The organism is Fictibacillus fluitans, from assembly GCF_030418125.1.
GTDB lineage: Bacteria > Bacillota > Bacilli > Bacillales > Fictibacillaceae > Fictibacillus_C > Fictibacillus_C fluitans.
The window spans coordinates 148,504-165,268 of record NZ_JAUHTR010000008.1 but is presented as its reverse complement, the minus strand read 5'-3'; the positions used below and the strand labels follow the sequence as shown (position 1 = coordinate 165,268).

At 47.0% G+C, this 16,765-nt stretch carries 21 protein-coding genes; 13 read left to right on the top strand and 8 right to left on the bottom strand.

Annotated elements, in window-relative coordinates; genetic code table 11:
- Positions 1-35: 35 nt before the first annotated feature.
- Complete coding sequence (locus QYB97_RS15830; protein ID WP_301166974.1) at positions 36-752, bottom strand: Crp/Fnr family transcriptional regulator; 717 nt, start codon at positions 750-752, stop codon at positions 36-38.
- Positions 753-887: 135 nt separating this feature from the next.
- Between QYB97_RS15830 and ric the strand changes: the two genes are divergently transcribed.
- Positions 888-1,589, top strand: coding sequence for an iron-sulfur cluster repair di-iron protein (gene ric, locus QYB97_RS15825; RefSeq protein WP_301166973.1), 702 nt, complete (start codon positions 888-890; stop codon positions 1,587-1,589).
- Between the two features lie 174 nt (positions 1,590-1,763).
- Here ric and QYB97_RS15820 read toward each other — a convergent pair whose 3' ends face one another.
- Positions 1,764-1,925: a DUF4083 family protein gene (locus QYB97_RS15820; RefSeq protein WP_301166972.1), complete on the bottom strand. Its 162-nt coding sequence runs from the start codon at positions 1,923-1,925 to the stop codon at positions 1,764-1,766.
- Between the two features lie 318 nt (positions 1,926-2,243).
- Between QYB97_RS15820 and QYB97_RS15815 the strand changes: the two genes are divergently transcribed.
- Positions 2,244-3,119, top strand: a complete 876-nt coding sequence (locus QYB97_RS15815) for a phosphorothioated DNA-binding restriction endonuclease (protein WP_301166971.1) — start codon at positions 2,244-2,246, stop codon at positions 3,117-3,119.
- Between the two features lie 54 nt (positions 3,120-3,173).
- On the top strand, positions 3,174-3,500 hold the full coding sequence (locus QYB97_RS15810; protein WP_301166970.1) for a nucleoside triphosphate pyrophosphohydrolase: 327 nt from the start codon (positions 3,174-3,176) through the stop codon (positions 3,498-3,500).
- A 114-nt stretch (positions 3,501-3,614) separates the two neighbouring features.
- Here QYB97_RS15810 and QYB97_RS15805 read toward each other — a convergent pair whose 3' ends face one another.
- A complete protein-coding gene (locus QYB97_RS15805) occupies positions 3,615-4,253 on the bottom strand; it encodes a GntR family transcriptional regulator (protein ID WP_301166969.1) in 639 nt (212 codons plus the stop codon).
- A gap of 202 nt (positions 4,254-4,455) precedes the next feature.
- On the opposite strand from QYB97_RS15805, the gene madL reads away from it, so the two are divergent.
- From madL to QYB97_RS15765, 8 genes are read left to right on the top strand one after another with little or no spacing between them, the layout of a single operon-like run.
- Positions 4,456-4,863 (top strand): malonate transporter subunit MadL, encoded by a 408-nt coding sequence (madL, locus tag QYB97_RS15800; RefSeq protein ID WP_301167069.1) that lies wholly within the window; start codon positions 4,456-4,458, stop codon positions 4,861-4,863.
- The gene (gene madM, locus QYB97_RS15795) at positions 4,860-5,624 is read left to right on the top strand and encodes a malonate transporter subunit MadM (protein ID WP_301166968.1); all 765 of its coding nucleotides are present in this window, start codon (positions 4,860-4,862) and stop codon (positions 5,622-5,624) included. The genes madL and madM overlap by 4 nt, the downstream gene beginning before the upstream one ends.
- A gap of 29 nt (positions 5,625-5,653) precedes the next feature.
- Positions 5,654-6,583 carry a malonate decarboxylase subunit epsilon gene (mdcH, locus tag QYB97_RS15790; RefSeq protein ID WP_301166967.1) on the top strand — a complete coding sequence of 310 codons (930 nt, stop codon included), beginning with the start codon at positions 5,654-5,656 and terminating at the stop codon, positions 6,581-6,583.
- Between the two features lie 22 nt (positions 6,584-6,605).
- On the top strand, positions 6,606-8,258 hold the full coding sequence (mdcA, locus tag QYB97_RS15785) for a malonate decarboxylase subunit alpha (protein WP_301166966.1): 1,653 nt from the start codon (positions 6,606-6,608) through the stop codon (positions 8,256-8,258).
- Positions 8,258-9,130, top strand: coding sequence for a triphosphoribosyl-dephospho-CoA synthase (locus tag QYB97_RS15780; protein ID WP_301166965.1), 873 nt, complete (start codon positions 8,258-8,260; stop codon positions 9,128-9,130). The genes mdcA and QYB97_RS15780 overlap by 1 nt, the downstream gene beginning before the upstream one ends.
- Positions 9,111-9,416 carry a malonate decarboxylase subunit delta gene (locus tag QYB97_RS15775; protein WP_301166964.1) on the top strand — a complete coding sequence of 102 codons (306 nt, stop codon included), beginning with the start codon at positions 9,111-9,113 and terminating at the stop codon, positions 9,414-9,416. The genes QYB97_RS15780 and QYB97_RS15775 overlap by 20 nt, the downstream gene beginning before the upstream one ends.
- Positions 9,403-11,085 carry a biotin-independent malonate decarboxylase subunit beta gene (locus QYB97_RS15770; protein ID WP_301166963.1) on the top strand — a complete coding sequence of 561 codons (1,683 nt, stop codon included), beginning with the start codon at positions 9,403-9,405 and terminating at the stop codon, positions 11,083-11,085. The genes QYB97_RS15775 and QYB97_RS15770 overlap by 14 nt, the downstream gene beginning before the upstream one ends.
- Positions 11,076-11,702 carry a malonate decarboxylase holo-ACP synthase gene (locus QYB97_RS15765; protein ID WP_301166962.1) on the top strand — a complete coding sequence of 209 codons (627 nt, stop codon included), beginning with the start codon at positions 11,076-11,078 and terminating at the stop codon, positions 11,700-11,702. Before QYB97_RS15770 ends, QYB97_RS15765 begins: the two co-directional genes overlap by 10 nt.
- A 36-nt stretch (positions 11,703-11,738) precedes the next feature.
- Here QYB97_RS15765 and QYB97_RS15760 read toward each other — a convergent pair whose 3' ends face one another.
- The 4 genes from QYB97_RS15760 to QYB97_RS15745 form a co-directional block, all read right to left on the bottom strand.
- On the bottom strand, positions 11,739-11,864 hold the full coding sequence (locus QYB97_RS15760) for a YfhE family protein (protein WP_301166961.1): 126 nt from the start codon (positions 11,862-11,864) through the stop codon (positions 11,739-11,741).
- 82 nt (positions 11,865-11,946) lie between these two features.
- Positions 11,947-12,414, bottom strand: a complete 468-nt coding sequence (locus tag QYB97_RS15755; protein WP_301166960.1) for a GNAT family N-acetyltransferase — start codon at positions 12,412-12,414, stop codon at positions 11,947-11,949.
- 9 nt (positions 12,415-12,423) lie between these two features.
- Positions 12,424-12,777, bottom strand: a complete 354-nt coding sequence (locus tag QYB97_RS15750; protein ID WP_301166959.1) for a VOC family protein — start codon at positions 12,775-12,777, stop codon at positions 12,424-12,426.
- A gap of 139 nt (positions 12,778-12,916) precedes the next feature.
- Entirely contained in the window at positions 12,917-13,426 is a 510-nt protein-coding gene (locus QYB97_RS15745; RefSeq protein ID WP_301166958.1) for a hypothetical protein, read from the bottom strand.
- Between the two features lie 155 nt (positions 13,427-13,581).
- On the opposite strand from QYB97_RS15745, the gene QYB97_RS15740 reads away from it, so the two are divergent.
- On the top strand, positions 13,582-14,211 hold the full coding sequence (locus QYB97_RS15740; protein ID WP_301166957.1) for a YczE/YyaS/YitT family protein: 630 nt from the start codon (positions 13,582-13,584) through the stop codon (positions 14,209-14,211).
- A gap of 234 nt (positions 14,212-14,445) precedes the next feature.
- Here the strand turns inward: QYB97_RS15740 and QYB97_RS15735 are convergent, their stop codons facing one another.
- A complete protein-coding gene (locus QYB97_RS15735; RefSeq protein WP_301166956.1) occupies positions 14,446-15,033 on the bottom strand; it encodes a YdeI/OmpD-associated family protein in 588 nt (195 codons plus the stop codon).
- 406 nt (positions 15,034-15,439) lie between these two features.
- Here QYB97_RS15735 and QYB97_RS15730 point away from each other — a divergent pair, with 406 nt between their 5' ends.
- Positions 15,440-16,702, top strand: a complete 1,263-nt coding sequence (locus QYB97_RS15730) for an Nramp family divalent metal transporter (RefSeq protein ID WP_301166955.1) — start codon at positions 15,440-15,442, stop codon at positions 16,700-16,702.
- The last annotated feature ends 63 nt before the right edge of the window (positions 16,703-16,765 follow it).

The window sequence follows — 16,765 nt, the reverse complement described above, 5'->3', positions numbered from 1 at the left end:
AAAAACGACTCACCGAACTTGGTGAGTCGTTTTATTTATATTCTGCACACTTGCACTGGGCAGTCCTCGCAATTACACATGTCCTTCAGATAATTCAGGTCCTTGATAATCATGCTGCCATCCTTTGCCTGGTCGAGGACTTTATCTTTCTTCAGCACACTCACCATCCGGCTGACCGTTTCTCTTGAAGTCCCCACGAGTTCAGCAAGTTCCGTATTTGTGAACTGAAGAGAAAGGATAATTCCTTCTTCGGTCATTTTCCCATACGAGTTTGCCAGACGGATGAGGGTGGAGCAGAGCGCACCGTTCTTCCCGTATAGCATAAGGTCGCGAAGCTTGGAGCGCGTAATCTGATGCATGAGACTGGTCCAACGGACAAACTCTACGGCCATCTCGCCATTATTACGCATCATCTCTTCCAGTTCAGCCTGGTGAATCACACCTACCGTACTTTTGGTTGACGCCACGGCACTGAATGAATGCTTTTCGTTTCCGAGAGCATTGAGTTCCCCGATCAAGTCCCCGTTTTGAAAGATGGAGAGCACGAGTTCCTTGCCGTCTTCGGTCATCTTCGTTCCTTTGACCATGCCTGCCTGGACAAAATACAGCTTGTCGGCCGGTTCATTGTCCATAAACAGCATGGTTCCCTTATCTATTGTACATGTCATCATGATTTCTTCGAGTTTCTTAAGCGTTGGTTCGGAGAAAAACTCTGTTTGTTGAACGGCTTCTTTCCCGCGAGTTTTCATCATGTTCCCTCCAGTATCTGCCACATCTTATCCGTAGTATATCAAATAATGCTCACCTGTTGATGTGATATCTGTCACAGAGAAATGAACTTCAGCAGAATAGAGTAAAGGTAGAAACCAGTCAAAGGAGGAGTCCTGATGAAGAGCGTATTTGATCCAACGGTAGAGACCCGTGAGGTTGTCATGAAATGCCCGAGAGCCGGAGACCTTCTGAAGAATTATCGAATCGATTATGTACGAAACGGCAGCCAGCCGATTGGAGAGGCTATCAAGGAACAAAATTTGAATTCTGGTGATGTTATGAATGAGTTGAATATATTGTACGAAAAGAACAAGGACCATCAGCGGGGCATGACAAAATGGGAAAAGCAAAAAGTGAACGCCCTCATCCAATACATTATTGACGCGCATCATTCGTACTTATATATGGTATTGCCGAAGCTCCAAGATATGATTACGAACATCTTCAACAAGTATGTCGGTACCCATCCTGAACTGTCTCATGTTCACTACTTGTTCTCCATTCTGAAAATTGAACTGGAGCAGCACATTCTGATCGAAGAAGAACTGATTTTTCCGAAGATACTTGCTTATGAAAAGAAGCCCACACTGAATGCACTAATTGACATCAAGGAATTTGTGGATGATCTGAAAAGAGAGCATGAACACATCGGCCAGTTCTTAAAAGACTTAAGGGAATTGACGAATGACTATAAAGCACCAGAAGATGCCTGTGATACGTACCGCTTGGCTTATGTAAAATTGGATGAGTTGGAGTCGGACTTGTTTCAGCATCTGCATTTGGAGAATAATGTATTGTTTCCACGGGTGATTGGCTGACTTTGTTTAAATTCGCAATGATAAAGTGTAAAAGAAATAGGAAGGTCTCCTAAACCTTCCTTTTATTTTGCGCTTATTTTTTTTCTTACCTTTTTTACAAGAAAGGATTACCAAGTCAATTAACAGGTTAATGAAACTAAAAGTTCCCTTCTGGTTCTCCTTCCAATACTTATGTTACCGTTGTGACTTCAATGTATTATCTAGTTTTTCTTCAATTCTATCTAATTGTTTATTTCTATTTTTAAAAGAACGAACAACAGTTACAATCACTATAATCATTAAGACCAGGAATACAAATGCCAACAGCTGAAAAATGATATCTCCAACATTTATCATAAAAGGTACCCCGCATTAAGAATATTTTCCATTTTTAATAATACCAGAAAAGTTCTGGTTAATAGAAATACTTTTTTATTTTAAAAAAGGATAATGTTTAAATGTATCCATATTATATCTTTAAGATTTTTTTATTGTCCTGGGGTACTCGCAACAATTGTTTGTAAAATTTATTTTATGGAGAGAGGGGTATATTAAAATATACGAATCTTAAAAATGCAAGGTCTGACGTGAGGATATTATAATAGTCACAATTCATGCAAAAAGAGCTTACTTTTATTACTAAGCTAGTCTACTAAAAACGGAGGGAATGTAGACATGAATGCCCATGAATTGAAAAATAGAGTCAAAAATTTGACGATATGGAAAAATGGGGACCAAAGAGCGCCTCACAAACCACTATTAATGTTGTATGCATTATCTCAGCTTAAGCATTCTAGAACTCGCTTCATCCCTTATGTTGAAGTTAGAGAAAAGGTGGGTCTTCTTTTAAAAGAGTTTGGACCGGCTCGAAAATCGTATCACCCAGAGCACCCCTTTGTTCGTTTAAAAAATGATGGGCTATGGGAATTGAATCATGAAATACAGAATAATCAATTTACCAATAAAATGTTGCTTGAACATAAGTTCGCGGGCGGTTTCACCAAAGATGTTTATCAGTTGTTGCGTGCGGACTATTCATTAGTGGATGAGGTGGTTCAAATGATTTTAGAAAGCCACTTCCCTGAGACCTTTCATACTGATATTTTAGACGCCTTGGATTTAGAACTATTCACTGCTACTAAGAAGAGAGTTCGTGATAAGGCATTTCGCGAAAAGGTGCTTAAAGCCTATGAGTACAGTTGTGCCGTCTGCAACTTCAATCTCCATCTATCGCATCAATTGGTGGGTGTGGAGGCTGCGCACATTAAATGGCATCATGCCGGCGGACCCGATAGGGAAGAGAATGGTATAGCTTTATGTTCCTTGCATCATAAACTATTTGATAGAGGAGTCTTTACCATCTCTGAAAAAAGGAAATTAATTGTTTCTGAGTTTGCTCATGGCAATGAAGGTTATCGACAATGGGTTTTAAAATATCACGATAAAGAAATCAGAGAACCAATCAACCCTAATTATTTTGCGAATCAGAGGTATCTTGAGTGGCATTTCAGAGAAGTGTTTAGGAGTCCAGGAAGAATCATTGCAGTTTAAATAACAAGGTACAATAATACAAACAACTAGATTTTTTGAAAAGAGGTTAGAGCAATGCCGTTCTACAATAAACTCGTCCGAGATAAAATACCAGAAGTGATTGCAAAGACAGGTAAATCTTTCAATACGACCCTTTTAGAAAAAGACGCATACATAAAAGAACTAAAGAAAAAGTGTTACGAAGAACTCGATGAATATGCTTCTGCTGAATCTGATGTACACGCGATTGAAGAACTGGCTGACCTTCTTGAATTGATGCATGCATTATCAAAAGTGCATGGAGCTGATATCTCAGAAGTGGATAGGGTTCGTCAGGAGAAAGCGGAAAAACGCGGTGGTTTTGAAAAGCGGATTTTCCTTGTGAATGTTGAAGATGAATGAAACCTATTAAACTTGTAACAGGTAAAAAGAGAAAACGTAGCTTTATTTACAATGATTAATATTTTGTAGCAATTACATTATGAAAGCAGAGCGATATTAGCTCTGCTTTTGTATTTAACCCTTAAACCCCACCACCACATCCTGATTATGCTTCTCCAACAGCTCCTGCGCCCCATCCAGCTTCTGGCTGCGGAGGAGGTGGATGAGGAGGGAGTGTTCCTCAATGGATTTTTCGATATTGCCTTCGTAGGAGAAGGAGATGCTCTGGATGGTAAGTAGCGGTGTGGTGAGGCGGTTGTACATGGTTTTGATCGTTTCGCTTTGACTCATTTCGATAATGTACTTGTGAAAGAGCTGGTTGAGCTGGGCATAGTTGTTTACGTCCCGTTCTTCCTGCATCGTGTCGAGGAGGCTGTTCATCTTTTTAATGATAGCGGGATCGACGCCATGCTCCTTGATCCGTCTCATCGCCATGGACTCCAGCATGTTCCGGATCTCCAGCAAGTCATAGATTTCATTCGGGGAGTAGTGCTTCACGACGGCACCTTTTCTCGGAATCTTCTCCACAAGTCCTTCGATCGTTAAGAGGTAGATGGCTTCGCGTATCGGCGCACGGCTGATGCCGAACTCCTCGGCATACAGGTTCTCCACGAGTTTTTCCCCTGGCTTCAGTTCTCCTGTGATGATCTGGTGTGTGATTTTTTCTGCAATGCGGTTGGAAAGGGCGTGTTTATCGAATTCGGAAGTGGCCATCCTATCTGCTCCTCACATTTTTTTCATAAAAGGGTTGTCGACCGTTGTCTCTTCCTATACAATAAGCTTAATATTCAGAAAAATCAATAGGTAGAGCATCCAGAGCACGGTCCACCATGTCCAGTCATCCAGATGAATACACAAATTGTCGACAGTATCCAAAGTTTTGTTAGCGCTTTCAAATCTATGGGAGGTGTTTCGGTTGGTGATTTATGGTGTTGCGTTGCTGGCAATCTGTACGTTGGTTGGTGCCTTTGTGGGGGACATGCTTGGAATCGTGCTCGGCGTTGAGTCGAATGTAGGCGGTGTCGGGGTCGGCATGCTACTGCTCGTTCTTATCGTGGACGCGCTGAAAAAGAAGGGGAAGCTGGAGCTGAAATCTCAGGAGGGCTTGAACTTCTGGAGTTCCATGTATATCCCGATTGTTGTGGCGATGAGTGCCCAGCAGAATGTTGTGGCGGCGGTTAAGGGAGGACCGGTTGCGATCATCGCGGGGGCCGGCTCGGTCGTCATCAGTTTTCTGCTCGTGCCGGTATTGAGTAAGATTGGCCAGAAGCAAAGAAACGCTGAAGCTATTACGCCAGAATACAGAGAGGAGCCGGTACGATGATGGATACCCTCGTTTCTGTATTCAAGGACAATGGCCTCGTTCTCTCCTTTGCATTGATCGGTGCTATCATGTACATATCGTATTTTCTTTCAGCAAAACTGACAAGAGGGCGCATCCACGGGTCGGCTATCGCCATCATCCTCGGGTTATTTGTCGCTTATCTGGGCGGACTCAACACGGGCGGTGAGAAGGGGCTCGCCGATATTGGAATCTTTACTGGCATCGGAATGATGGGCGGCGGCATGCTGAGGGATTTTGCCATCGTGTCGACCGCGTTTGGTGCGAGCTTCGACGAGATTAAAAAGGCGGGACTCGGAGGAGTGATCTCCTTATTCCTCGGTGTTATTGTATCCTTCGTGTTCGGTGTGGTTATCGCGCTTTCATTCGGTTACACGGATGCGGTGAGTCTTACCACCATCGGAGCTGGAACGGTTACGTATATCGTCGGACCGGTAACAGGCAGTGCGATTGGCGCGAGTTCTGAAGTGATGGCGTTATCCATCGCCGCTGGTCTCGTGAAGTCGGTGTTCACGATGACATTTACTCCATTTGTGGCCAAATACATCGGGCTGAATAATCCTCAATCTGCGCTTGTGTTTGGCGGGCTGCTTGGAACAACGAGCGGTGTGGCAGGCGGATTGGCCGCTACTGATCCGAAGCTCGTTCCGTACGGTGCGTTAACAGCTACCTTTTATACCGGCTTGGGGTGCCTGATCGTGCCCTCACTTTTCTTTGTCGTTATGAAAGCTTTTTTCGCTTAAAACTTTTAAAAGAAACGGAGGGGGATTCAGTGAGCATTGCGTTTCTTTTTCCCGGGCAGGGTTCTCAGGTTCCGGGAATGCTTCACGAATTGCCCGATCACCCGGTAATCCGCCAAACATTTGCGGAGGCGGGTGAAATCCTTGGCCTGGACGTTCTAACTCTCGATTCCGAGGAAAAGCTTCAATCCACGATTTCCGTCCAGCTTTGCCTGCTGGTTTCAGAAGTGGCCGCGGCAAAAGTGCTTCTCCAGGAAGGCGTAAAACCGGAGATGGCCGCGGGCCATTCTGTTGGCGCGTTTGCCGCTGCGGTTATCGCCGGTGCGATGGACTTTCCGTCGGCACTGACCACAGTCAGACGCCGCGCGGAATTAATGGAACAAGCGTATCCGGAGGGCTATGGCATGGGAGTTGTAACCGGACTGAAGCAGGATAAAGTTTTGAGACTGACAGCTAATGCCTTCAGTGAAGACCAGCCGGTTTATCCGGCGAATCTGAACGCCGAAGATCAGGTGACACTGGCAGGGGACAAGCGGGGCATTGAGTATGTCCTTGAACTGGCTAAACAGGAAGGCGCGCGGAAAGCATTTCTTTTGCCGGTCAGTGTTCCTTCACATTGTGAACTGCTTCAGGGAGTATCAGAAGAGTTGGCTGCCGAGCTGGAAAAAGTTACGTTTAAAAATCCGTCCATTCCGTGCCTCAGCAATTCAACCGCACGGGCACTCAGAAAAGGAGAGGACATCCGGAACGATTTGGCGGTGAGCATCGCCCGTCCGGTAAAGTGGCACGAAGCGACACTGCTCATGAAGGAGATGGGAGCGAACCTGTTTCTGGAGATGCCTCCGGGCAGGGTGCTCACCGATCTCGCAAGCGCGGCAGTTCCGTCGGTCCGCTCCCTGTCACTGTCAGAGAGCGGGATGAAGTCCGCCGTTTTACTGGGTAAAAGATATAGAAATGGTTGATAGCAGGAAGGGAGAGAATCATATGATAAACGAAGCAACCGAAGAACGTTCATGGACGACGAGTAGAGATAAAAAGGCGAAAAAGATTCTGCAGGTCAGCCGGCTGGCGGAAGATAAAATTCTTCCGGCGGAAAAAATGGTGGAAGCACTAGAGATGCTGATCTCTCCGGGGGACCGGGTGGTGCTGGAGGGAGACAACCAGAAGCAGGCATCCTTTTTGTCGCACGTGCTGACTCAGGTGGATCCCCAAAAGGTGAACCAGCTGCATATGATCATGTCCAGTATCTCCCGGCCGGAGCATCTGGATATTTTTGAATACGGCATCGCCGAGAAAATTGATTTTGCCTATGCCGGCCAGCAAAGCCTCCGGGTCGCCCAGATGCTTGAGGACGGCAAGCTGAAGATGGGTGAAATTCACACGTACCTCGAGCTGTTCGGCCGTTTGTTCATCGACCTCATTCCGAACGTCGCATTGATTGCGGCGGATCAGGGAGACGTGAACGGCAACCTGTACACAGGGGCCAACACGGAAGAGACGCCAACGATTGTCGAGGCCGCAGCCTTTAAGGACGGCATCGTCATCGCCCAGGTGAATGAACTGGTGGACGAGCTTCCGCGTGTTGATATCCCGGGCTCGTGGATCGATTTTGTGGTGGTGGCGGACAAGCCGTATCAGCTCGAGCCGCTGTTCACCCGTGATCCCCGGCATATTACCGATCTGCAGGTACTGATGGCGATGATGACGATCCGCGGGGTGTATGAGCGCCATCAGGTTCAGTCCTTGAACCATGGGATTGGGTACAATACGGCGGCGATTGAGCTGCTGCTGCCAACGTATGGAAAATCCCTCGGTTTAAAAGGGAAGATCTGCAGGCACTGGGCGCTTAATCCGCATCCGACGCTTATTCCGGCAATTGAGAGCGGCTGGGTGGAGAGCATTCACTGTTTCGGCGGGGAAGTCGGGATGGAGCAGTATGTCGCGGCGCGTCCAGATGTCTTTTTTACCGGAAGAGATGGCAGCCTTCGCTCCAACAGGGCGATGTCCCAGGTGGCCGGGCAGTATGCAGTAGACTTGTTCGTCGGTTCGACTCTGCAGATGGACCGGGACGGCAACTCCTCCACAGTTACCTCCGGAAGGCTCGCAGGCTTTGGCGGCGCGCCGAACATGGGCCACGACCCGCGCGGTCGCCGTCACTCCACACCAGCATGGCTTGATATGAGAACAAGCAATGACGAGCTTGCACGGGGAAGAAAGCTTGTCGTCCAGATGGTGGAAACCTTCCAGAAAGGAAACGAGCCGGTGTTCGTCGAGTCAATGGACGCGGTGAAGGTCGGACGAGAGGCGAATCTGGCGACCGCTCCAGTTATGATTTACGGTGATGACCTAACACATGTGGTAACAGAAGAAGGCATCGCTTATCTCTATAAAAGTGACAGTGTGGAAGAGCGGCGCCAGGCATTGTCTGCGGTAGCCGGCGTGACGCCGATCGGACTGCAGCATGACACGAAACAGACCACGGCATTACGGGATAAAGGACTAGTGGCGTTTCCGGAGGACCTTGGCATCAACCGGACAGAGGCCAAGCGATCCCTGCTCGCTGCAAAAAGTGTCGAAGAAATCGTCGACTGGTCCAAAGGGCTTTACAACCCGCCGGCAAGCTTCAGGAGCTGGTGATGGATCAAAAGAGAAGGATGGCAGAAACACTTGCCGAACTGGCCGTTCAGACATTAGTGGATGAAGTGAACCTCACGCCAAAGCCGGGACTTGTTGATCAGGAGAACAACGGGGCACATCATGATCTAACGATTGAACTGATGCGCCGGTCGGCAGTGAGCCTGAGACCAGTTTTTACTAAGATTGCGGAGTCTTCTTATGAGAGGGAGCCAAGCCAGTCACTGCGTGAAGACATCGCTGTCATCGGAAGAAAGGGAGAGCAGGTAATGCTTGGTGTTACCGGCGGCATTAACACCCATAAAGGTGCTATTTGGTCCCTTGGGCTGCTGGTTTCAGCGGCGGCTGGTAATGCTGAACTTTCCAATACTGAAGGGGTGGCGGAGCGGGCAGGAAGAATTGCCCGTTTTCAGGACCGCTATTGTCCTGTTGCCTCAACCAACGGTTCAAAGGTGAAAGACGTCTATCAAGTTCCCGGAGCAAGGGGCGAAGCTCAGCTCAATTTTCCGCATGTTTGTAACATCGGTCTTCCGTTTTTACAACAGGCACGAAGAAACGGGATCCCAGAAACTAATGCCAGGCTGGATGTTCTTCTGGCGATCATGAGTGAACTGGATGATACATGCATCCTGCACCGCGGCGGAATGGAGGCGCTCCAGGCGGTTAAGAACGGTGCCAATGAAGTGCTGAAAAGCGGGGGCACTTCGACAAACGCAGGGCGTCTGGCGTTAATCAGACTGGACGAAACAATGATGGAGCTATTTGTCTCCCCGGGAGGCAGTGCCGACCTGCTGGCCGCGGTGTTGTTCTTGGATGCCCTACAAAAAGAGAGAAGCTTAAAAGGAGGAGTGGCAGTTGGAAACGTTACATTTTGAATATGAAGCAATGGAAGAATGCCACAAGCGTGCGCATGTTGGTGTAGTGGCATCAGGTGACCTGGAAGTGCTGCTGGAACCGTCAACCGATCAAAAAGCGAGCGTGACCATCCGGACGGGAAGCGAAGGATTTGGAGACACCTGGGAGAAGGTGCTTCAGCGCTTTTTTGCGACCCATCCGGTAGCCGTAAACATTGAGATCAACGATTTTGGCGCCACACCGGGCGTCGTATCGATCCGTCTCGCACAGGCATTGGAGGTGAGCACTGACCATGAACCTGCTTAAACTGAGTTTGGCTGAACTGAATGCAAGGGAGCGGGTACAATCGCTGCTTGATGAAGGAACTTACCACGAACTGCTTGACCCGTTTCAGCGGGTAAAGTCGCCTCATCTTGAGCCTCAGGGAATCATCCCGCAAAACGATGACGGGGTTGTCATTGCTCAAGGGAAGATCGACGGCAAACGAACACTCGTTATCTCCATTGAAGGCGCATTCCAGGGCGGCGGCATCGGTGAGGTTTCAGGAAGCAAGATTGCCGGTGCACTGGAGCTCGCGATAAAAGATAATCGGGAAGGCCGGACAATCTATCCGGTCATCCTCTTTGATACCGGCGGCGTCCGTCTTCAGGAAGCGAATTACGGCTTGATGTCCATCGCCGAAATCGGCTCGGCCATCGTTGAACTGCGTGACTGGGTGCCCGTCATTGGTGTCATCCCTGGTAAAGTCGGCTGCTTTGGCGGCATGTCGATCATCGCTGGCCTTTGCTCGAGACTGATTATGACACGTGAAGGCCGCCTGGGTCTTAACGGTCCTGAAGTGATCGAGCAGGAAGCTGGATTGGAGGAATTCGATTCGACTGACCGGCCGCTCATCTGGGGAACGATCGGCGGTGCACAGCGTGTCGCAACCGGATTTGCCGACATCCTGGCGGACGATGATGTGGAGATCATAAAAGACGGTATCGTATCCTTCATGCAGCCGGCAGAAGATGAGCCAAGAAGCGCTCAGGTGGATCAATATTTTTCTCTCATTAAAAGCGTGGACCCGACAGCAGAATGGAGCCCGGCAAGTGCCAGGGAATTCATCAACCAGCAAGGATCACCTGAATTTGAGCCTGCACCTTTATCCTCTGAAGCAGAACCGAGCAGGGGACGGACATGGTTTCAAGCGTTAACAGGAAACCAGCCATCCTTGAGTGAGGATGTACCGTCGTTTCTATGTGCGGATGCGAAGCTCGGAGAGGAAAATGCCCGCTTCCTTTCGATCGTCCCGGATGCTCACCACCGCTTTCCACGGGTCCGTCACGGGGAAGTTGGTCTTCTTGAAGGCTGGAGTATCGCTCATTATGTCAGGGAAGCAATGGAAGCGGACGAGGGCGAAGGCGGGACTCCACGCCCGATTGTGGCCATCATTGATGTGCCGAGCCAGGCATACGGCCATAAGGAAGAGCTGTTTGGACTTCATCAGGCGTGTGCGGCTGCAGTCAATGCGTATACCACCGCAAGGCTTCATGGCCATCCGGTCATCGCCCTGATCGTCGGAAACGCAATTTCCGGGGCCTTCTTGTCCCACGGTTTCCAGGCGAACCGCATCCTCGCATTCGATGATGCGGGAGTGAATGTACATGCGATGTCCAAGCAATCGGCCGCCCGTGTCACACGCCGGACGATCGAGGAACTTGAAGAAGCGACGAAAAAGGTTCCGGCCATGGCTTATGATATCCATTCCTTTAACAGCCTTGGAGCACTCGCATCCTTGATCAGCGGTATTGATGCCGACTCACCCGCAGAAGAAGAGGTGGAAACCGTGCGTGAGAAAATCGTGGAAACGATAAAAGAAATTCGAGAAGGCGGACCAAACCTGAAAAACCGGCTGACCTCGGAAAACGCAGTAAATGGCGGAAGAAGAGCTTCAATCGACGTGAGAAAGAAGCTGGCGGAACAATGGAAATAAAAACGCATGACCTTATTCGCGTTGATGACTTGTCTAAACTGGTCTGCCTGACCGATGTGCCGCAGTGGGTCGGGGGGGAACTTGCCGCTAAACCATTTGTGGTAGTCCGCCGGGCTGCGGGATTCGAAGGCAGGATCCCGGTGGGAATCAGGGGGGAGACACGAAGCCAACGGTTTGGCTGTTTTTTACCAGTAGAAGAATGCTCCATCGTGATTTCACCAGAACAGCTGGCAGAAGAGAAGCCTTGGAAAAAGACCGACCGAAGGCTTTCGATCGTGGCGATCGAGGTGCTTGACCGGGTGGACGAGTTAATGGCCTCAGAAGAAATGGCCTGGGGACCCACGGGGAGTGTAGGATTTGAGCTTGCCTCAGGTCTCGATACGGCTCACTCTGGGAGCGATCTTGATCTCGTTATTCGCTGCGACCAGACTCTGCCAGTGGAAAAGGCAAAGAGGTTAATCCAGGAACTCAGTCAGTTTCCTGTGCATATTGATGTTCAAGTGGAAACAGGAAAGGGTTCCTGTTCGCTCGCCGAATACAGCCGCGGACAGGAATCCCTGCTGCTGAAAACGGAGAATGGCCCCATGCTCGTGAAGGATCCATGGAGCGAACATTAAAAACAGGCTGCGATCTCGTCGCAGCCTGTTTCTTTGTTACTTATTGCTTTGATCCGCCTTTGCGGCCTTTTTGAACGCTTTTTTGTAGAGAACCTCTTGCGTACTGGATAAACCATTGTTTTTGTCGGTGAAATCGCGATAAAGCTGATTTTTACCCTTCATGTTCAGTTCCCCCTACCTAATGTCTTATAGCTTTAAATTCCCGTCATCAAAAGAAGAAAACGCCACTGGCTGGGTGACACGTCTAAAAGAAATAAGAATAAGTAGGATCTCCGTAAGTAAGAATACCGTCGTCTTTAAACCCGAATTTCTTATAAAAGGATTGCGCTGACAGGTTTTCGGGATGAACCGTCAGGCGCAAGCGGCGGGTCTGGGGATGCTGCTGCTTCATCTTTTTGATCACTTCATGTAAGGCTTGAGCACCAAAGCCGCTTCGCTGGAACCTTTTATCAATAAAGAAGTGAAAGATCCAATAATCGTCCTGGCTTTCTGGCGTATAATGCAGGTTCAAAAATCCTACCAGCTCGTCGTGATGACAGATGCCATAGGGCTCAACCACCCGGTTCTCCGGACGTATGTAGGCTTTCGCCAGTGCCATGGCAACCGGCGGTGTAGCTGAGGCAACAAATCTTCCTTGATCGGGATGCACGGAAAGCTCCAGTGCTTCCCGGTAGTTTTCTGCGTTAATTTGTATAAGCTGAATCAAAGACATGCCTCCTCCTTAACATTTACAAACCATCAGGCAGTTGCCGTCCGGGTCCTGAAAATTAAAATAATGATCATGCTGGATCTCCGTCAATCCATCTACGTTCTTGTTTAACATATAAGCATAGGCGTCCTCAATGTGATGAGTATTGAAGTGGAACAACGGTGTTTTTGTGATAGCGTCCTTTGAGTAAATCTTGCTATCCAGTACGATTCCCGCACCTTTCATAGGAAGAACATAGATATGCCCAAACTGAACTTCACCATCAGCTTGTACACCTAACAGATCACAATACCAATCCCTTGCGCGTTCAATATTACTTACAGGAATAAAAACGGTTCCAATCTCGTTTAATACAGGGCTGTTCAATGTATTTTTCCCCCTTGTTGGTAGATTCCAATCTATTACATTCATTTTTAATAGACAGAACTCCTGCAAATGTGAAGGATATAATAGGAAATTTCTTGTTGAACATGAGAATTAAACTTGCTGATTAGCCGAATAACATCTATATCAAAGTACTGATGTTACAAACAGTAACTGGTGTACTTCCGCAATTTGTAATAGTAACTCCGCTCGGTGGTATTGGAGGGAATCCAAAAATTATCAAATAAGTTATGAACTGATCAGTTATAGATAGTGTAAAAGGAGTTCTTCCAGTAGCTTCTATACATAAGGTACCGGTATCTCCAGAATTTGTTGTTTTAGCTGTGAAATCTACTTCATTTATAAGTGGCAGGTTTGTTGGGATAGGGAGGGTTTGTCCAGGTTGATAGACTGCGCAGTCCGAACTTGGTGCTTGGACTACAGGTGGTTGGACCACTGTGGAAAAACCCGCAATACTAATACAATCAAACATAACGATGGAGCCATTTATATGTCCCGTTATCCGTTCTTGGTTTACACTTAAAAAAACAATCCGAATAACACCTTGTCCATTATTTGAAATTAAATCAAGGACGGTTCCCCTAGTAAACCTATTTAATAAATGACAAACACAAGTTTTCGCTTTCCTCATTATTTTCCCTCTTTACGCCATTATGTACTAGCTTATGCTTTGGTTTTGCTTTTGTGAAGAAGATGGATTTTTCCCTTTAATGAAGCAACTTATTATAATTTTGCGACTATAGAGCGTATAATTTATTCATACATATCAGAAACGGGGAAAAGGGAATGAACAAGGGTTTACGAATCGCCAGGCTTATATTCGGTCTTTTTTTGTTTGCGCTCGGGTCGGTACTCGTCATGAAAGGGAATTTGGGCTTTGGCCCGTGGGAGGTATTTCAGGCGGGACTCACAAACTGGATGCCGCTGACGATTGGGCAGGCGACAATTCTTGTGAGTGTTGTCATCGTTTTGTTGATCATGCTGCTGAAAGAAAAGATCGGTATTGGGACACTTGCAAACATGACACTGATCGGGGTTTTTATGGATTTTATCCTTTGGACGAATCTCCTGCCAAAGGCAAACGGTTTGCCGGGGAGTCTGGGATTTGTGTTGCTCGGCCTGTTCACCACTGCACTCGGCAGTTATTTTTACATAGGATCCGGGTTTGGGGCAGGGCCGCGTGATTCGCTCATGGTTTCCATTCGCAGGCGAACTGGCCTTCCCATCGGTGTATGCCGTTCATCGCTGGAATGCTCGATCGCAGTGGTTGGCTGGCTGCTCGGAGGTCCGTTGGGTCCCGGGACAGTGATTACCGCTTTTGGTCTCGGACTGTTCGTGCAGCTCGTCTTTCGGATGTTTGCCTTTGAAATCACTGCTGTCAATCATGAGAATTTGCGGGAAACGTTTAAAGTTTAATAGGAATAGTGTTAAAGCCTCTGCCCAAAAAGGGAGAGGCTTTTTCTCTTTTATACTTATTGGGCGAAACTTGATGGAATTGAGAGGGAAGTAGGAATAATTAAGCGTAATTTTAAATAATTGGGCAAAAACTGAAGAGAATTAAGCGTATTTGAATATTCAGTTTTCTTGCCGGTGCTTTTTCCAAAAAGAACAAATAACAGCAGAGAGTTTTCCTCTGCTGTTTACTCAACATCACTTATCATTTAATCCCTTACCCTCAAGGATGTGCTGTGTGTATTTCTCCACTCTCGAAAGTCGGGTTTTCGGCTGCTTCGCCTGGGAGAAATAAAGCACATATGCTCTTTGACGTCCGGGGGTCAAGTCTTGAAAAGCGGTCTTCAAGTCAGGGTTTTCATCGAATTTCAATTGAAGTTCTTCAGGGATGGTGAATTCTTTACTCTCTTTAAAGTCGACGGACAAACCGGCTTTTTCCACTTCGATCGCTTGTTGAATATACTCCTTTATGACAGACTCCAAGTCAGCAATCTCTTGCACATTGGTAAAGCGAATCTGACGTGCTGCCTGTACATTCTCGGTTTGTTGGATAAGAATTCCATGTGGATCCTGCAGCAGGGCACCTTTGTGGAACAGAAGGGCACAATATTCCTTAAACCCGTGCATTAAAACAACATTTTTTTCTTCATATGTGTAACAAGGATGCATCCACTTGAATTCTTCGGTCAGTTCTTCACAGCCAAGAACGATACTTCTCAGCTTCTCGAATTCTTCCTTCCACTTTTTGGCCCTGACAAAAAATGCTTCAACCTTTGGGTTGGTCATCAAGCAACACTCCTTTTCTATTTTTTGATTGCAGTATGCATCATTACCGTTTGGTGTCTAATTTATAATCTGACAGACATTGGTGTCCTGTCAACCTGATACTGGCTGATAAAGTATCTATTCGATTAAATATTCTAAATATTTAATCAACTTATATACATACTGAAGCTTTTCGTATATAATCAGTGGATATTACGTTTGTTAATGTAAAGTGCGTATTTATCTAACAAACGTATATGCATCTGCTTTAAACCAACCCGTTGTTACTTTTTATCTAAGAATGCTATTACATTTCATTTAGGAGGTGAAAAACAGCTAACCGGTATTTACTTGAGATTATTAACATACCTGTACCTCACACCGAGACTCCGCAGAAGCTATTCACTAGTGAAAAGGAGGAAGATCAATGAGGAATGAATTACATATGGAAATGGCTCCAGCGAAGCCGGTTTCACTTAAGAAGAAAATAAGCATGGTTGGCCCCGGGCTGATTACTGCTGCTACAGGCGTAGGAGCTGGCGATTTAGTAGCTGCCTTGGTTGCCGGCGCAGCATTTGGCATGACCTTTGTCTGGGCCATCGTTTTGGGAGCGGTTTTTAAGTATTTTATTAATGAAAGTATGGGACGTTTCCAATTGGCTACAGGCAAAACAATTTTGGAAGGATGGCACTCCTTAGGTCGCTGGATCACAGGCTATTTTGGAATATATTCTGTTATTTTTGCAGTGGTCTATGGCGCAGCAATTGCTTCTTCGTGTGCTTTAGCCATGACCGCCATGTTTCCTGTTCTTCCCTTGTGGGCATGGGCCATTATCCATTCTATTGCAGGGTATGTGCTCGTTCTGTTTGGAAGATACTCTGTTTTCGAACGGATCATGACGGTTCTGGTGGGTGTCATGTTTGTGACGGTTGTTGGAACCGCAGTAATGACAGCCCCTAATTTGCTGAATATCGCAACCGGGATCGTACCCCAAGTCCCAGAAGGGTCACTGTTTAATGTACTTGGCCTGATTGGGGGAGTGGGCGGTACGATATCTATGGTCTCCTACGGCTATTGGCTGAAGGAGAAAGGGTGGAGCGGGAAATCCTGGATTCCGGCCATGAGAATAGATTCCAAAGTGGCTTATACTGTAACGACAATATTCTCTTTATCGGTCCTCGTCATCGGGGCTCAATTTTTATATGGAACTGAGATTAAACTGAATGGAGAACAAGGACTGATTCAGCTTTCGAATTTGCTTGGTGAAGACATGGGCTCAGGTGTACGCTGGTTATTTTTAATCGGTTTCTGGTCTGCTTCCTTCACTTCATTACTGGGACCATGGAATGGATTGCCTTATCTGTTTGCTGATTTTGTACGAACGGTTAAAAAAGAGAAAAAGTCGACAGTCTCACTGGAGAAAACGAAATCCTACCAATTTTACTTGTTTCTGCTGACGTTCCCATCGATGCTTCTTCTTTTTATCGGGGAACCGGTAGCCCTTATTATTGGATACGGGGTACTGGGAGCAACGTTTATGCCATTTTTGGTTATTTCCTTGTTCGTTTTGCTCAACTCCAAGCGCGTAGAAAAAGATCATCGGAACACCTGGGTGAGCAACACGGTGTTCATATTGTGCATAGGGTTATTTTTATTCCTTGCGTTTAATCAGCTGTCTGACATGTTTTAAATGGTTAAAAACAAGCCATTCTCCCAACTCAGAGAATGGCTCTTTTTATTTTCCTGATATAAC

What these genes read in the sequence shown, in the direction of transcription:
- QYB97_RS15810 (WP_301166970.1), top strand. Translation starts at nt 3,174, where the DNA reads ATGCCGTTCTACAATAAACTCGTCCGAGATAAAATACCAGAAGTGATT.
- QYB97_RS15730 (WP_301166955.1), top strand. Translation starts at nt 15,440, where the DNA reads ATGAGGAATGAATTACATATGGAAATGGCTCCAGCGAAGCCGGTTTCA.
- QYB97_RS15805 (WP_301166969.1), bottom strand. Translation starts at nt 4,253, where the DNA reads ATGGCCACTTCCGAATTCGATAAACACGCCCTTTCCAACCGCATTGCA.
- QYB97_RS15735 (WP_301166956.1), bottom strand. Translation starts at nt 15,033, where the DNA reads ATGACCAACCCAAAGGTTGAAGCATTTTTTGTCAGGGCCAAAAAGTGG.
- mdcA (WP_301166966.1), top strand. Translation starts at nt 6,606, where the DNA reads ATGATAAACGAAGCAACCGAAGAACGTTCATGGACGACGAGTAGAGAT.
- ric (WP_301166973.1), top strand. Translation starts at nt 888, where the DNA reads ATGAAGAGCGTATTTGATCCAACGGTAGAGACCCGTGAGGTTGTCATG.
- QYB97_RS15830 (WP_301166974.1), bottom strand. Translation starts at nt 752, where the DNA reads ATGATGAAAACTCGCGGGAAAGAAGCCGTTCAACAAACAGAGTTTTTC.
- QYB97_RS15780 (WP_301166965.1), top strand. Translation starts at nt 8,258, where the DNA reads ATGGATCAAAAGAGAAGGATGGCAGAAACACTTGCCGAACTGGCCGTT.
- QYB97_RS15770 (WP_301166963.1), top strand. Translation starts at nt 9,403, where the DNA reads ATGAACCTGCTTAAACTGAGTTTGGCTGAACTGAATGCAAGGGAGCGG.
- QYB97_RS15760 (WP_301166961.1), bottom strand. Translation starts at nt 11,864, where the DNA reads ATGAAGGGTAAAAATCAGCTTTATCGCGATTTCACCGACAAAAACAAT.
- QYB97_RS15765 (WP_301166962.1), top strand. Translation starts at nt 11,076, where the DNA reads ATGGAAATAAAAACGCATGACCTTATTCGCGTTGATGACTTGTCTAAA.
- QYB97_RS15815 (WP_301166971.1), top strand. Translation starts at nt 2,244, where the DNA reads ATGAATGCCCATGAATTGAAAAATAGAGTCAAAAATTTGACGATATGG.
- QYB97_RS15740 (WP_301166957.1), top strand. Translation starts at nt 13,582, where the DNA reads ATGAACAAGGGTTTACGAATCGCCAGGCTTATATTCGGTCTTTTTTTG.
- QYB97_RS15755 (WP_301166960.1), bottom strand. Translation starts at nt 12,414, where the DNA reads ATGTCTTTGATTCAGCTTATACAAATTAACGCAGAAAACTACCGGGAA.
- QYB97_RS15745 (WP_301166958.1), bottom strand. Translation starts at nt 13,426, where the DNA reads ATGAGGAAAGCGAAAACTTGTGTTTGTCATTTATTAAATAGGTTTACT.
- QYB97_RS15820 (WP_301166972.1), bottom strand. Translation starts at nt 1,925, where the DNA reads ATGATAAATGTTGGAGATATCATTTTTCAGCTGTTGGCATTTGTATTC.
- madM (WP_301166968.1), top strand. Translation starts at nt 4,860, where the DNA reads ATGATGGATACCCTCGTTTCTGTATTCAAGGACAATGGCCTCGTTCTC.